At 66.3% G+C, this 13,273-nt stretch carries 16 protein-coding genes; 7 read left to right on the plus strand and 9 right to left on the minus strand.

Features of this window, described 5'->3' with window-relative positions:
* Window positions 1-7: 7 nt before the first annotated feature.
* The 3 genes from OX460_RS22625 (at window position 8) to OX460_RS22635 (ending at window position 1,728) form a co-directional block, all read left to right on the plus strand.
* On the plus strand, window positions 8-232 hold the full coding sequence (locus tag OX460_RS22625) for a hypothetical protein (RefSeq protein WP_070282668.1): 225 nt from the start codon (window positions 8-10) through the stop codon (window positions 230-232).
* Window positions 233-323: 91 nt separating this feature from the next.
* A complete protein-coding gene (locus OX460_RS22630) occupies window positions 324-1,070 on the plus strand; it encodes an SDR family oxidoreductase (protein ID WP_289899999.1) in 747 nt (248 codons plus the stop codon).
* 121 nt (window positions 1,071-1,191) lie between these two features.
* A complete protein-coding gene (locus OX460_RS22635) occupies window positions 1,192-1,728 on the plus strand; it encodes an ester cyclase (protein WP_289900000.1) in 537 nt (178 codons plus the stop codon).
* A gap of 10 nt (window positions 1,729-1,738) precedes the next feature.
* On the opposite strand, the gene OX460_RS22640 is transcribed toward OX460_RS22635, so the two are convergent.
* The 7 genes from OX460_RS22640 to OX460_RS22670 all read right to left on the minus strand — a co-directional run bounded on the left by OX460_RS22640 (window position 1,739) and on the right by OX460_RS22670 (window position 8,380).
* Window positions 1,739-2,656, minus strand: a complete 918-nt coding sequence (locus OX460_RS22640; protein ID WP_289900001.1) for a LysR substrate-binding domain-containing protein — start codon at window positions 2,654-2,656, stop codon at window positions 1,739-1,741.
* Window positions 2,653-3,558 carry an efflux RND transporter periplasmic adaptor subunit gene (locus tag OX460_RS22645; RefSeq protein ID WP_251349973.1) on the minus strand — a complete coding sequence of 302 codons (906 nt, stop codon included), beginning with the start codon at window positions 3,556-3,558 and terminating at the stop codon, window positions 2,653-2,655. The genes OX460_RS22640 and OX460_RS22645 overlap by 4 nt, the downstream gene beginning before the upstream one ends.
* Window positions 3,559-3,596: 38 nt before the next feature.
* A complete protein-coding gene (locus tag OX460_RS22650; RefSeq protein ID WP_070224633.1) occupies window positions 3,597-3,797 on the minus strand; it encodes a DUF1656 domain-containing protein in 201 nt (66 codons plus the stop codon).
* Entirely contained in the window at window positions 3,787-5,931 is a 2,145-nt protein-coding gene (locus OX460_RS22655; RefSeq protein WP_289900002.1) for an FUSC family protein, read from the minus strand. Before OX460_RS22655 ends, OX460_RS22650 begins: the two co-directional genes overlap by 11 nt.
* A gap of 10 nt (window positions 5,932-5,941) precedes the next feature.
* The gene (locus tag OX460_RS22660; RefSeq protein WP_034782299.1) at window positions 5,942-6,448 is read right to left on the minus strand and encodes a MarR family transcriptional regulator; all 507 of its coding nucleotides are present in this window, start codon (window positions 6,446-6,448) and stop codon (window positions 5,942-5,944) included.
* 73 nt (window positions 6,449-6,521) lie between these two features.
* Window positions 6,522-7,934: an efflux transporter outer membrane subunit gene (locus tag OX460_RS22665; RefSeq protein ID WP_289900003.1), complete on the minus strand. Its 1,413-nt coding sequence runs from the start codon at window positions 7,932-7,934 to the stop codon at window positions 6,522-6,524.
* Between the two features lie 128 nt (window positions 7,935-8,062).
* Window positions 8,063-8,380, minus strand: a complete 318-nt coding sequence (locus tag OX460_RS22670) for a DUF4148 domain-containing protein (RefSeq protein WP_289900004.1) — start codon at window positions 8,378-8,380, stop codon at window positions 8,063-8,065.
* Window positions 8,381-8,664: 284 nt separating this feature from the next.
* On the opposite strand from OX460_RS22670, the gene OX460_RS22675 reads away from it, so the two are divergent.
* The 3 genes from OX460_RS22675 (at window position 8,665) to OX460_RS22685 (ending at window position 9,923) form a co-directional block, all read left to right on the plus strand.
* A complete protein-coding gene (locus OX460_RS22675) occupies window positions 8,665-8,970 on the plus strand; it encodes a hypothetical protein (protein ID WP_099665118.1) in 306 nt (101 codons plus the stop codon).
* 96 nt (window positions 8,971-9,066) lie between these two features.
* Window positions 9,067-9,384, plus strand: a complete 318-nt coding sequence (locus OX460_RS22680) for a hypothetical protein (RefSeq protein ID WP_077400845.1) — start codon at window positions 9,067-9,069, stop codon at window positions 9,382-9,384.
* Between the two features lie 74 nt (window positions 9,385-9,458).
* Entirely contained in the window at window positions 9,459-9,923 is a 465-nt protein-coding gene (locus tag OX460_RS22685; protein WP_289900005.1) for a DUF2244 domain-containing protein, read from the plus strand.
* 13 nt (window positions 9,924-9,936) lie between these two features.
* Here the strand turns inward: OX460_RS22685 and OX460_RS22690 are convergent, their stop codons facing one another.
* Both OX460_RS22690 and mgrA read right to left on the minus strand, forming a co-directional pair.
* Complete coding sequence (locus OX460_RS22690) at window positions 9,937-10,419, minus strand: hypothetical protein (protein WP_289900006.1); 483 nt, start codon at window positions 10,417-10,419, stop codon at window positions 9,937-9,939.
* Between the two features lie 84 nt (window positions 10,420-10,503).
* Entirely contained in the window at window positions 10,504-11,544 is a 1,041-nt protein-coding gene (mgrA, locus tag OX460_RS22695; RefSeq protein WP_077400854.1) for an L-glyceraldehyde 3-phosphate reductase, read from the minus strand.
* 121 nt (window positions 11,545-11,665) lie between these two features.
* On the opposite strand from mgrA, the gene OX460_RS22700 reads away from it, so the two are divergent.
* On the plus strand, window positions 11,666-13,246 hold the full coding sequence (locus tag OX460_RS22700) for a CYTH and CHAD domain-containing protein (RefSeq protein ID WP_289900007.1): 1,581 nt from the start codon (window positions 11,666-11,668) through the stop codon (window positions 13,244-13,246).
* Window positions 13,247-13,273: the final 27 nt, after the last annotated feature.

Here is a 13,273-nt window from a genome sequence, read left to right on the forward strand (position 1 = left end):
GAACGTCATGAAACAGCTGCCCTGGACACTGTGCGCGCTGGCTCTTGCCCTCGTGGCCTGGCTGGCGATTGCCGTCGTCAGCGTGGAAAACCAGCGCAATGCGCTGGCCACCAAGGCGTGCGTGGACCCCGCGTTCAAGAACGAGGTCGACGCAAAGTGCCTGGCGTCCGTGCAGTCGCGCGAACACTGGTGGCAGCATCTGACGTACGCCATGACGCACTTCAGAAACTGAATACGCTTGCACCAAAAACCCGCCGCGCGCGGGTTTTTTTTCGTCCGCGTATGATGCAGCCACAAGCAGCCACAACAATTCAGGAGGGGCGATGAAGGAAGTGATCTTGATTACCGGTAGCAGCCGCGGCATCGGCGCGGCGACGGCACAACTGGCGGCGCGCCAGGGCTATGCCGTCTGCGTCAACTATGTGCGCGATGCGCAGGCGGCCGAGGCGCTGTGCGCGCGCATCGTCGCCGGCGGGGGCGAGGCTATCGCCGTGCAGGCCGACGTCAGCGATGAAGCCGACGTGAAACGCTTGTTTGGCGAAGTCGATGCGCGCCTGGGCACGCTCACGGCGCTGGTCAACAATGTGGGCGTGCTGGAGCAGAAATGCCGGCTGGCCGACATTTCCGTGCAGCGCCTCGAACGCGTGCTGCGCACCAACGTGATCAGTTATTTCCTCTGCTGCCAGCAAGCCGTGCGGCGCATGTCGACGGCCAATGGCGGGCAGGGCGGGCGCATCGTGAACGTCTCGTCGGCAGCCGCGCGCCTCGGTTCCCCGGGCGAATACATCGATTACGCGGCCTCGAAAGGCGCCGTCGATACCTTGACCCTGGGCCTGGCGAAGGAAGTGGCGGCCGAGGGCATCCGCGTCAACGGCGTGCGCCCCGGCATCATCTACACGGACATCCACGCGTCGGGCGGCGAACCGGGACGGGTGGCGCGCCTGGCGTCCGGCGTGCCCATGCAGCGGGGCGGCCAGCCGGAAGAAATCGCCGACGCCATCCTGTACCTGCTGGGACCGGGCGCCACGTATGTGACGGGCAGCATCCTCGACGTGGCCGGCGGCCGCTGATTTTCAACTACTGCAAGCAAGTGATTCAAGTGCGGGGCCAATTATCAAATAGGGCAAGCGAGTCCAGAATGACGGGGTGCCCTATGCAGCAGGCACGCCGATCAACCCATCTGGATTCATTATGCCCGCACCTGTTCTTGCCCCCGCCATCCTGGCCCTTTCTCTGCTGGCCGCAGCGCCCGCCCAATCCGCCACGCACCTGCCCATGCCGGCCCACCTGGCCGGCGCCGCCATCACCGACAAGGTGGTGCTGGCGGCGCGCCGCTACGCCGCGTTCTGGCAGAGCGGCGCCCCGGCCCTGGCGCGCCAGGCGCTGGCCGACGATTTTACCGACCGCACCTTGCCCGCCGGGCGTCCGCAAGGATTGGCCGGTCCGCTGCAGGCATCTGACGTGTTTCATGCGGCCGTGCCGGATTTGCAGGTGGCCATCGAGGACATGCTGGTGGCGGGCGACCGTGTCTCCTTGCGCCTGCATTTCACGGGGCGCTTCACGGGCGTCTTCCCCACGCCGCAGGGCCCCTTGCAGGGGCAGGGGCAGGCCATCGACTTTTACGCGTTCGATTTGTACCGGGTGAATGCGCAGGGGCGCATCAGCGACAACTGGCACCTGGAAGACAATTTGACCCTGCTGCGCCAGCTGGGCGTGCTGGCGCCCTGACCGTGGCCCGCTAGCGCTGCGCCGGCAGGGCGGCGAATTGCTGCAGCAGGAAGTCGGCCAGCAGGGCCACGCGCGGCGGCTGGAAGCGGCTGCGCCGGTACAGCAGGTTCAGGGGGACGCTGTCGGCAAAGTAATCGTCGAGCACCGTGTGCAAGCGCCCCGCGCGCAGGTCGTCGCCGATGTCGAGCAGGGATTTGTAGGCATAGCCATGGCCGGCCACGGCCCAGCGGCGGATGATTTCGCCATCGTTGCTGTGCCAGGCGCCTTGCGGGCGCAGGCTGTGGCGCTTGCCATCCTCACGGTAGCGCCACTCCTGCGGCGCGCCGTCACCCGCCGTCAGCACGAGCGTCGGCAGCAGCGCCAGGTCGCGCGGTGTGGCCGGCACGCCCACTTTGGCGGCCAGCGCGGGCGCCACGCACACGACGCGCCGGCCCGGGTGCAGCAGGCGCGCCACCATGTCGCTGTCGGGCAGCTCGCCGTAGCGGATGGCCAGGTCGATATCGTCCTGCACCAGCCTGGCCGTGGCGTCCGTCAAGGTCAGCGCATGGCGCACCTGCGGGTGCAGCGCGGCAAAGCGGTCGAGCATGGGCAGCAGCAGCTGGCGGCCGATGTCGGACGGCGCCGAGATGCGCACCACGCCGCGCACGGCGGCGCCGCCTGCAGGCAAGCCGTCTTCCGCCTGCGCCAGCAAGTCCAGCGCCTGTTCGCTGTAGTGGCGGTAGTGCAGACCCTCTTCCGTCAGGCGCAGCTGGCGCGTGGTGCGCTCGAACAGGGTGACGCCCAGCGCCGTTTCCAGGCGCGCGATGGCGGCGCTGGCGGCGGCCGGCGACAGGCCGTGCTTGCGGCCGGCCGCGGAAAAGCTGCCCAGCGCCGCGGCGTTGAGGAACAGGGCGATTTCCGCCAGGCGTCCGGCGCCGCCGCGGCTCATGCCGGGTGCGCGGCCGCTGGCTTCGGCGCCGGTGCGGAATGCGCCGAGTGGGGCGTGATCACCACGGTGCACGTGGTGCCGGCCACCAGCAATTGCCCCTTCGGCTGCTCGTCGATGTGGATGCGCACGGGCACGCGCTGCGCCAGGCGCACCCAGTTGAAGGTGGGATTGACGTCGGCCAGCAATTCGCGGCCCGTGGCGGCGTCGCGGTCGGTGATGCCGCGCGCGATGCTCTCGATGTGGCCATGCAGGGTGCCGCCGCTCATCAGATTCATTTCCGCCTTGTCGTCCTGCGCCAGCATGCCCAGCTTGGTCTCTTCGAAGTAGCCGACGACGTAGTACGAGGCGCTGTCGATGACGGCCAGCTTGGCCGCGCCGACGGCGGCGAAATCGCCCTTGTGCACGTTCAGGTTGGTCACGTAGCCGCTGACGGGGGCGCGCACGGTGGTGCGCTCCAGGTTCAATTGCGCCAGCGCGCGGGCGGCCACGGCGGCCTGCACTTGCGACGAGGCCGAGCTGGCGGCAAAGGCCGCGCTTTCGCGGCTTTCCGTCGAGATGATGCTGGCGTCGAGGCCTGCGCGGCGCTGCGCTTCCTTGCCGCGGCGGCCCATCTCCGTTTTTTGCGCCGCCAGCACGGCGTCGGCCTGCGCCAGCGCGCTCGTGTAGCGCTCCTTGTCGACGACGAACAGCACATCGCCCTTTTGCACCACCTGGTTGTCGCGCACCAGCACGTCCGTGACGGTGCCGGCCACGTCGGCGCTGATGTTGACGATGTCGGCCTTGATGCGGCCGTCGCGCGTCCACGGCGACTCCATGTAGCGGTCCCAGACGGTCTTGCCTATCCACAGGGCTGCGGCCAATAGCAGCAGGGTGATTGCATAGCGGGTCAGTTTGCTTACCATGTCGGCAGCCTTTCCTTGATTGGGTTGAACAGTTTTTTTTATTTGTAAAGCGATAAGGCCAGCGCGCCGAAGATGGCGATGAAGATGCACAGTCGCGCCAGCGACGGGTGCCACACCATGCGGTACACGCCCAGCCAGCCCAGCACGCGGTCGAGCAGGGTTTGCAGGCCGATGCTGAGGATGAACAGGGGCAGCAGGGTAGGAATCAGAATTCCGAACAGGGCGAATTCACGCGGCATGGTGGTCTCCGGCGCCAGGCGCCATGTGGTCGAGTAAAGAGGTGTAGATCGAATGCAGGTCGGCCAGCGCCGTCTGCAGGCGCGCGCTGCGCTCGGGCGTGACGCCGGCTTCGTTTTGCGCCGCGCGCACCACGGCGCCCGTCTGCAGGGTGGCCGCCAGGGCTGCCTGCAGTGCCGTGTCGCCGCGCGTGCGCAGCCAGCCGGCGATGTGGTCGACGCATTGCTGCAGCGCGTGGCGCGTGGCGCCTGGCCGGGCGGCCGCGATCAGTTCGCGCAATTCGATCACCGAGTGGCCGATTTCCAGCAGGGTCAATGCCTGGCGCACGACGGCGCGCGTGGCCTCGCCAGGCGCCGGGCCGGCCGCCGCGTTGAGCTGGCTGAGCAGGTCGCGCACGCGGTTGTCGAAACGGTGTTTCACGCGCCGCGCCGGCGCCGTGCACGCATGCAGCGCTTCGCGCCACAGGGCGCGGCCGATATGGTCCTTGTGGCCCATCGTGTGTTCGGGCAGCAGCACGGCAAACACGAGGGCGGCCAGCATCAGGCCGACGATCAGCGCCATGCCCGTGTTGAGGAAGGCGGCGCCGTCGACATGCATCAGATTTGTCGGCGCCATCTGCGTGATGAAGGTCGACACGCCCAGGCCCACGCCCAGCTTGGCCGGATTCGTCATCAGATACAGGCCCACGGCGAGGAAGGGTGCAAAACTGAGTACCAGCATGGGGAAGCCGTCGCCGTGCACCAGCACGAAGTACACGCAGACGAGCGACAGCGGCATGGCGATCAAGAAGCCCGCCAGCACTTGCCGGATCATCAGGATGGGGCGCGGCGAGGACGAGGCCAGCGCGCAGAACACGGCCGCCATCAGCATCGCCGTGCTGGCATAGGGCCAGGCGAGAAAGTAGGCGCCCAGCGCCAGCAGGGCCAGGCTGATGGCCGCGCGTGCGCCGCTGGCGATCACCAGCGCGGGCGGCGTCTTCGGCGCGTAGGCCTGCGGTGTGCTGATTTCCAGCGGCGTATCGTGCGCCAGGCTGAAATACACTTCGTGAAAGCGGCTCATGTCGCGCGCGAAGCGCTCGAGCAGCTCGCACACGGTGTCGAAATCGATGCGCTGCGCATGCGCGATGGGGGCGCCGTCGATGTCCGCGCGGGCCTGGCCCAGCGCCGTTTGCAGGTGCTGCTGCATGGTGTCGAGCGAGTCTTGCGACGGCGTCGTTTGCAGCGCTTCGGCGACGATGGCGTACAGGGGCGCGCAAGCCTGCATGACTTGTGTCTCGTCGTCGCGCTGCAGGCGGTCGAACAGGCGGTGGAAGGTATAGAAAGTGGTCAGCGCCGTCATGAAAGTGGCGTTGAAGGCGTGCAGCTTGCGGTTTTGCGCGCGCACGTGGCTCACTTTGCTGGTGACTTCGAACAGGGCGGCCGAGCGGCCCAGCTCCAGCGCCGCGACGTCGGCGGCAAACTGCAAATGCGTCAGTTCCACCTGCGCCGGCGTGAGTTTTTGCTGCAGCACGTCCTGGCAAAAGGCGAGGAATTTGCCGTAGCGCGCTTGCACCGTGCGCATCACCTGCGTGCCCTGGTGGCGCGGCAGCAGCACGCTGGAGACGGCCGCCGAGCAGATGATGCCCAGGCTGACCTCGGCCACGCGCGTGACGGCCAGCGCGAACACCTGCATCGGCTGCTCGATGGCGGGCAGCACGATCATGCAAGCCGTGTAGCCGGCCAGCACGTACACATACGACTGGGCATTGCGGTGCAGGGCCGAGCCGCTCGTGCACAGGCCCACCCACAGGGCCAGGCCGGCGAACAGCAGCACGGGCTGCTGCGGGAACAGGCCGATCAGGGTCAGCGCGGCCGTGCATCCGAGCAGGGTGCCGCACAGGCGGTAAAAGCTTTTTTCCAGCACCATGCCGCTGCTGGGCAGGGCCAGGATGATGGTGGTGGTCATCGCCGTGCTGGGCGAATCGAGGCCCAGGCGGTAGGCCAGCCACAGCGCGCAGAACGAGGCGATGAGGGTCTTGCCGACGTAGATCCAGCGTTCGCCTTCCGTCGAGCGCCAGTCCTGCAGCGCCAGCGCCAGCCAGTGGGCCGCCCGGGTCAGGGGGCCGTATATAGGTTTTGTTGCTGTGGCTGGCGTCATCGATAGGCTATCAGTTCTGGTTGTTGAGATTGTTGAGGTTGCGCAACTGGCGCATGTACAGCTTGTCGAGCACTTGCAACTCTTCGTCCGTGAAGCCTTCGTACAGGGCCGAGGTTTCCTGGTACACGTCCGGCAGCGCCGTTTCGATCAGGGCGCGGCCCTTGTCGGTCAGCGAGATCATCACGGAGCGGCGGTCGCCGGGGCGCGTGCCGCGGTGGATCAGTCCGCGCGTTTCCAGGTCGTTGCACACGCGCGTCAGGTTGGCCGGCTTTTCATGGCACGCCATGCCCAGGGTGCAGGCGTTCGAGGTTTCGTCGTCCGTGCCGTACAGCACGGCCAGCACCATGTAGCTGGCATCGACCAGGTCGTGCTTTTTCAGCGCGGCATTGGTCAGATCCTTCATGCCTTTTTGAATGTGGTACGTCATGCGCAACAGGCGCATCAGTTCCATGGGGAAGCCTGGCATGCGCGTGCGGATGTTTTGCAGCCGCTTGGAGGTGGCGTCAAAAGCGGTCATGTCATATTCCTTCATGTGTGAATAAAGTTCCGATTGTATCTTGTTGGGCTAGGGCAATGCCAGGATTGCAAGCTCAGATGCCGCCTCCCAGTGCATTCATCAAGGAAACGTACAGATCGAGCTCGCGCGCCCCATTTTGCGCCTGCTGCTGTTCTTCCGCCAGCAGCGCCACTTGCGTGTTGAGCATGTTGATGGCGTCGCTCATGCCCGCCTTGTAGGCCTTCTCCGCCAGGTCGCGCGCGCGCTGCGCCGTGGCCAGCGCCTGCACGGTCAGCTGGTGCTGTTTGGCCAGCGACTGGGCCTTCGTGACGGCATTGGCCACGTCTGACATGGCGTTGATGACGGTGGCGTTGTATTGCTCCACGGCACCGTCGTACACGGCAGTCTGGCTGCCCAGCTGGGCGCGCAGGCGGGCGCCGGCGAAGATGGGCAGGCTCAGTGCGGGCGAGGCGCCGCGCACCTGCGAATTGGCGTCGAGAAAGTGGCTGAAGCCGAAGGCCTGGAAGCCGGCAAAGGCCACCAGGTTGACGTTCGGGTAGAACTCGGCCTTGGCGGCGTCGATGCGCTGCGCCGCCGCTTCGACTCTCCAGCGCTGGGCGGCGATGTCGGGACGGCGGCCGATCAGGTCGGCCGGCAGGGCGGCGGGAATGGCCAGCGGCTGGTCCAGGCGCAGCACGGGGCGGCTCAAGGCTGCGCCCGCTGCCGGGCCCTTGCCCGCCAGGGCCGCCAGCTGGTTGCGCAGCAGGGCCAGCGACTCGGCCGACTGTTCCAGCTGGCGGCGTCCCGCCGGCAAGGTGGTTTCGATCTGCGCCACGTCGATGTCCGTGCCGATGCCGGCGGCCTTGCGCTGGCGCGTGATGTCGAGGATGCGGGCGCGCTGCGCCAGGCTGCGTTCGATCACGTCCTGCAGCTGGAATTCATACGACAGCTGGATGTAGGTGCGCACCAGCGCCGTTTCCAGGGCCAGGCGCGCCATCTGCGATTCGGCCGACGCCATCTGCACGTCGCCCAGCGCGGCGGACAGGGCGGCGCGGTTGCGGCCCCACAGGTCCAGGTCGTACGAGGCCGTGACGGTGGCCTGGTTGCGCCAGGCGTAGTTGCCGGCCAGCGGCGCCGGGGTGCTGCCGTGCTGGGAATACAGTTCGCGGTTGATGGAGACATTCGCGTCGGCCTGCGGACGGGTCTTGTCCTCGGCCGCGCCGGCCAGGGCCTCGGCCTGGCGCACGCGCGCCTGGGCGCCGCGCAGGGTGGGACTGTCGGCCAGCGCCTGCTCCATCAGGCGGTTCAATTGGGGATCGTGCAAGTCTTGCCACCATTGCGTGCGCGGCCATTGGATGGCGGCGCTGGCGGCGGCATCCATGGCCTGGCTCGCCTGCAGCTTGTTGGCGTCGAGCATGGCCGATTGCGGCGCGATATGGCCCATGTCGGCACAGGCGCTCAAGGCAAGGATCAGGCTGGCGGCAAGCAAACGGCGGTGCAGGGACATGCAGGAACTCCGGAAGGTGGGGTTGGGGTGAGGCTGACAGCTCGCCGCGGTGAGCGCCGGGAGTGGCCCGGGTGCTGCGCCGCAACTGAGGTGTGTTACTGACTGACTGAAACCGGCTGACTGGTTTCTTATTTCACGACGTGTTTTGCCGTTTGCGCGACATCAAAGTCCGCTTCCGTTTGCGGGATCAGGCCAGCCTTGCGGGCGGCGTAGAACTCGGCCATGACTTCTTCGCGCGTCACGTTGCTGGCGGCGGTGGCCGGCGTTTTCGGGTAGTCGACTTCGCTGGTGGCGATTTCGCCGGCGTTGCGGGCACGGATGTATTCGGCCGTGACGTCGGCGCGTGTGAGTTGCTGGCTGGCAGCGGCTGGCGCGGCGCTCTGGGCGAAAGCCGACGTGGCGGCGGTGATGGCAAACAATGCTGCGATGAGTGATTTGGCTTGCATGATAAGACTCCAATATGTGCATGATGGCTGGGTGGATGGGCCGGCTCGCCACGTACCGGTCGGTTCGGCGGCATGGCGCTGGTGGGCGCCGTGCCGCTGATGAAGCAGTTTCTGGATGAGAAGATGCTTACTTGAATTAACTATAGCAATGAATAGTACATTTGTGAAGTAATTTCTGAAAATAGTTGTGCGCCGCCGCATTTCTCCTGGGAAAATGCCGTGCAGGCGTGCGCCGCTGGCCAGGCCAGCGGAGTAAGCTGATTTTTTATGAACGGGAGGCCGCCATGAGCAGCAGCACACTCGATCCGGACAATTTGCCCGTCACGCCTGACCGCGTCCTGGGCAGCGGCCATGGCAAGGGCGCGCTCGGTCCCAGCGACAGTTCCGACAGCGGCAGCGACATGCAGGGCGTGCCGGGCCAGGATGCGGAAGCGCTGGAGAACGACAGCGATGCGGCCGGTACGGGCGAGCGGGCCGGCGTGGAGCCGCGCAATACGGCGCCTGCTGGCGGCGACATCGACGTCGATCATGTGGAAAGCGTGGCGCCCGTGCAGCCGGCGCAGGGTGGTGATGGCGAATTGCCCCCATGAATTACCGCCTCTCCTGCGCCATCGGCGTAAAATGCAGGCAAGGCGGCGTGCGCGCCGCCATGGCCAGCCGGCCGGCACAGGATAGGATGTCAGAGGATGCAAACGCAGATGTCGGAAGAGAAAGAAAAAGACTTGATGTCGATGTACCGCGAGACGCGGCCGCGCGAGTTTTTTGGCGAAAAAAGTAACACCAATCACCTGGCCTGGAGTTCGCTGGTGGTCTTGCTGGCGCTGGCGTTCTGGCTCGTCGTGGCCCTGGCGGCGGCGGAGAATCAGCGTTACGCACTGGAAACGAAGGTGTGCCAGGATCGTGTCTTCCCCGCGGAAATCGACACGTCTTGCCTGAAACAGGTCAAGTCGCGCGATCACTGGTGGCAGCACGTGGGCCATGCGCTGGTGCGGATGGGCGCCTGAGCGGCGCAAGCATATCCTGAAGGACGCGCCGCTGCAGCGATGACGCCGGCGCCCTTCCTGTTGCGGGAGGCGAGATGCCACGCGATACTGCACGGGAACAACCGCAATGGCTGTTTACGCGCCACAGTGCCTTGACGGTGCGCCAGTTGCTGCGCGCCTATGGTGTGCTGTGCCTGTTTTCCACCGCCATCGCCGCCGCCTTTGCGCTGCGCGGCTACTGGTACATTCCCGTCTTTTCATTTGCCGAACTGGTCTTGGTGGCCATTTCCCTGCTGTATTACCTGCGCCATGCCCACGACTACGAGCATCTGGCCCTGCGCGACGGCGTGCTGGTCGTCGAGCAGGTGAGCGCCGGCCGGCACCAGCGCAGCAGCTTTCGTCCCTGGTGCACGCATATCGTCGTGCCGGAGGGGCCGCGCCAGCTGATATGCATCAGCTGCGGCAGCACGCATGTGGAGGTGGGCGCCTTTGCCACGCCGGAACGGCGGCGGCAGGTGGCGCAGGAGTTGCTGGCCTGGCTGCCGCCGCTGGAACCGTGAGGGAAGCTGGCCTTTACTTCGGGCCGTAAAACTGGAACGTTTGTACCACCAGCAAGGTGGTGGGAAAGCCGGTGAGCGTCTTGAATTCCTTCGCACCCGTGATCTTGTAGGCGCCGGCCTGGAACGCTTCGCCTTCCTCCCAGCTGTGATCCTTCATGGCAAACTGCAGCAGGCGCTTGTCGTTGTAGCGGTAGCTGAAGATGGTGTAGGCGCCGACGCGGCTGGTGACGACGAAGCGTTCATCGCGCTCGTCGGCGATGAGCAGGATGCCCGGATAGCGGCTGATGCCCGCCTCCTCGTTCTGGATCCTGAGGATCACATCCGTAAAGCTGCATTCGGCGTCGCGGATCTTGTCGCGCTTCGTGGCGATCTGCATGACCTCGTCGTAGCTCTTGCCATGCGTAATCGACCACGACGGCGCGTCGCAATAATTGGCCGCGCCGGCGTTGGCCGCGCACAGCAGCAGGCAAAGGGTCGTGGCAGTGATGGTCTTCATGGTGTCTGGTCGCGGGCAGGGATGTTGTGAAGCCGGCAGTCTAGCGCCAGACCGCCGGCTTCACAAGCACCGGGGAGCGCGTGCTCAGACGGCCCGCGACGGACCTTCCCACAGATTGATATGGCCTTCGCGCGCCTGCACGTCGATGGCGGCCAGCTCGTCGGCCGTGAACGACAATTGCTGCAGCGCGGCCACGTTTTCGCGGATTTGCGCGCTGCTGCTGGCGCCGATCAGGGTCGAGGTGACGCGCGGATCGCGCAGTACCCAGGCCAGCGCCATCTGCGCCAGGGTTTGTCCCCGCTGCGCGGCGATCTGGTTCAGCGCGCGCACGCGGGCCAGGTTTTCCGCGCTCAGGTGTTTTTGCAGCAGCGAGCCGCCGCCGGGGCGGTTGACGCGGGCATCCTGCGGCACGCCGTCCAGGTATTTGTCGCTGAGCAAGCCCTGCGCCAGCGCCGTGAACGTGATGCAGCCCATGCCTTCTTGCTGCAGGGTATCGAGCAAGCCGTCTTCCTCGATCCAGCGGTTGAGCATATTGTAGGCAGGCTGGTGGATCAGACACGGCACTTTCCACTCTTTCAGCAGGGCGGCCGCCTCAGCCGTCTTTTGCGGCGAATACGACGACAGGCCCACGTACAGCGCCTTGCCCTGCTGCACGGCGGTGGCCAGCGCGCCCATGGTTTCTTCCAGCGGCGTGTCGGCGTCGTAGCGGTGCGAGTAAAAGATGTCGACGTAGTCGAGGCCCAGGCGCTGCAAGCTCTGGTCCAGGCTGGCCAGCACGTATTTGCGCGAGCCGCCGCCCTGGCCGTACGGGCCCGGCCACATGTCCCAGCCTGCCTTGGTGGAAATGATCAGTTCATCGCGGTACGGTAAAAAATCGTCGCGCAGCAGCTTGCCGAAATTGCTTTCCGCGCTGCCATACGGCGGGCCGTAGTTATTTGCCAGGTCGAAATGCGTGATGCCCAGGTCGAAGGCCGTGCGCAGCATGTCGCGCTGCGAGGCCAGGCTGTTGCTGTCGCCAAAATTGTGCCACAGTCCCAGGGACAACAGCGGCAGTTTCAGCCCGCTGCGCCCGCACGTGCGGTATTGCATAGTGTCGTAGCGGTTTTCGGCGGCGTGGTAGGTCATGGCATCTCCTGGTTGAATGAAGCGCCTATTTTCGCGCAAAATCAAGGTCGGTGCGCGTGCTCCTTGTATGTGGCCGGACGCGCCTTACAATGGGCGTTCAGGAGTCTCGCGAGGAGCGGTCATGGAAATCGAATTGAAATTGTTGCTGGCGCAGCAAGATGTAGCGCGCCTGCGCGCGCACCCGTTGCTGGCGCAGCAGGCGCAAGGAGAAGTGCAGCTGCTGCAGATGCACGATATCTATGTCGATACGCCCGATTTGCAGCTGTGCCGCCACCAGGCGGGCTTGCGCGTGCGCCAGGTGGACGGGCGCTGGGTGCAGACCCTGAAGGCAGGTGGCACCGTCAACAGCGGCTTGCACAGCCGCCACGAATGGGAGGGCGAAGTTTCCGGGCCGCAACCGGATCTCGCCGCGCTGGACTCGGCCATCGGCCGCAAGCAGCCCATCCGCGCGCTGTTGCGCCAGGACGCCGTCCGCGACGCCTTGCAGCCCGTGTTTACCACGCGCATGGAGCGCACCGTATGGCAGCTGCGCACGCCGCAGGGCGACGAGATCGAATGCGTGCTGGACCAGGGTGTCATCGAAAGCGGTGCGGATGGGGCGAATGGCGCCGTCCGCAGCGTGCCCGTCAGCGAGATCGAACTGGAATTGAAGCAGGGGCAAGCGGCCAGCCTGTTCGACGTGGCGCTGGCCCTGCTGCAGGATGTGCCGCTGCAGCTGGGCCACATGAGCAAGGCGGAACGCGGTTACCGCCTCGCGGCGTCACAGCCTCTGCAGGCGGTCAAGGCGCAGCCCCTGGCGCTGGACGCGGCGATGTCGGTGGAGCAAGTGTTCCTGGCCATCGCTGGCAATTGCCTGGAGCAAGTCAGCGGCAATCAGGATGGCGTGGCGGCGGGCGAGGATGTGGAAAGCGTGCACCAGATGCGCGTGGGCCTGCGCCGTCTGCGCTCGGCGCTGGGCATGTTCAAGTCCTTGCTGGCGCTGCCCGAGGCCTTGAAGGCCGAACTCGGTTGGCTGGGCGGCGCGCTGGGCGAGGCGCGCGACTGGGATGTGTTGGCTGGCAATACCCTGGCGCAGCTCGATGGCGAGGCGCAGGCGGATGCGGCGGCGCTGGCAGAGGCGGCGCACGCGCAGGCGCGCCTCAAGCATGCACAAGCGGCCCAGGCCGTTACATCGGCGCGCTACACGGCTTGCATGCTGGGCTTGCAGCGCTGGCTGCAGGCGCGCGCCTGGCGCGACAGTTGCTCCGCGCGCCAGGTGCGGCGCCTCGATGCGCACGTCTCGCCGTTTGCCCGCGCCACCCTGCGCAAGGACCAGCGCCGCCTGGTGAAGCGCGGCAAGCGCCTGCTGCATGCCACGCCGCTGCAGCGCCACCGGGTGCGCATCGCGGCCAAGAAGACGCGCTATGCGACGGAATTTTTTGCCTCGCTGTTTGCCGCGCGCGCCGTGCAACCATATGTGGGGCGGCTGTCGGTGCTGCAGGATGAACTGGGCTGGCTCAACGATGTGCAGGTGGCCGACCGGCTGCTGCAGCAATTGCCCGATGTTCAGAATGGCCAGGCTGACCAGTCCGCCCAGGACGGGTTGCGGCAGCACGCGGCCTTCGTGCGCGGCTACCTGGCGGCGCGCGCGCAGGCGCAGGGCAGCGATGGCCGCATGCACAAGGCCTGGCGGCGCTTCAAGGCGGCCCGTTTGCCTGCCTGAGCCGGTTTGCCTGAGCCTGGCTTTGCC

It is taken from the genome of Janthinobacterium sp. SUN033 (assembly GCF_030397595.1).
Classification (GTDB): domain Bacteria; phylum Pseudomonadota; class Gammaproteobacteria; order Burkholderiales; family Burkholderiaceae_D; genus Janthinobacterium; species Janthinobacterium kumbetense.

Coding starts and splice junctions, on each gene's coding strand:
- OX460_RS22625 (WP_070282668.1), top strand. CDS start 8: ATGAAACAGCTGCCCTGGACACTGTGCGCGCTGGCTCTTGCCCTCGTG.
- OX460_RS22630 (WP_289899999.1), top strand. CDS start 324: ATGAAGGAAGTGATCTTGATTACCGGTAGCAGCCGCGGCATCGGCGCG.
- OX460_RS22635 (WP_289900000.1), top strand. CDS start 1,192: ATGCCCGCACCTGTTCTTGCCCCCGCCATCCTGGCCCTTTCTCTGCTG.
- OX460_RS22640 (WP_289900001.1), bottom strand. CDS start 2,656: ATGAGCCGCGGCGGCGCCGGACGCCTGGCGGAAATCGCCCTGTTCCTC.
- OX460_RS22645 (WP_251349973.1), bottom strand. CDS start 3,558: ATGGTAAGCAAACTGACCCGCTATGCAATCACCCTGCTGCTATTGGCC.
- OX460_RS22650 (WP_070224633.1), bottom strand. CDS start 3,797: ATGCCGCGTGAATTCGCCCTGTTCGGAATTCTGATTCCTACCCTGCTG.
- OX460_RS22655 (WP_289900002.1), bottom strand. CDS start 5,931: ATGACGCCAGCCACAGCAACAAAACCTATATACGGCCCCCTGACCCGG.
- OX460_RS22660 (WP_034782299.1), bottom strand. CDS start 6,448: ATGACCGCTTTTGACGCCACCTCCAAGCGGCTGCAAAACATCCGCACG.
- OX460_RS22665 (WP_289900003.1), bottom strand. CDS start 7,934: ATGTCCCTGCACCGCCGTTTGCTTGCCGCCAGCCTGATCCTTGCCTTG.
- OX460_RS22670 (WP_289900004.1), bottom strand. CDS start 8,380: ATGCAAGCCAAATCACTCATCGCAGCATTGTTTGCCATCACCGCCGCC.
- OX460_RS22675 (WP_099665118.1), top strand. CDS start 8,665: ATGAGCAGCAGCACACTCGATCCGGACAATTTGCCCGTCACGCCTGAC.
- OX460_RS22680 (WP_077400845.1), top strand. CDS start 9,067: ATGCAAACGCAGATGTCGGAAGAGAAAGAAAAAGACTTGATGTCGATG.
- OX460_RS22685 (WP_289900005.1), top strand. CDS start 9,459: ATGCCACGCGATACTGCACGGGAACAACCGCAATGGCTGTTTACGCGC.
- OX460_RS22690 (WP_289900006.1), bottom strand. CDS start 10,419: ATGAAGACCATCACTGCCACGACCCTTTGCCTGCTGCTGTGCGCGGCC.
- mgrA (WP_077400854.1), bottom strand. CDS start 11,544: ATGACCTACCACGCCGCCGAAAACCGCTACGACACTATGCAATACCGC.
- OX460_RS22700 (WP_289900007.1), top strand. CDS start 11,666: ATGGAAATCGAATTGAAATTGTTGCTGGCGCAGCAAGATGTAGCGCGC.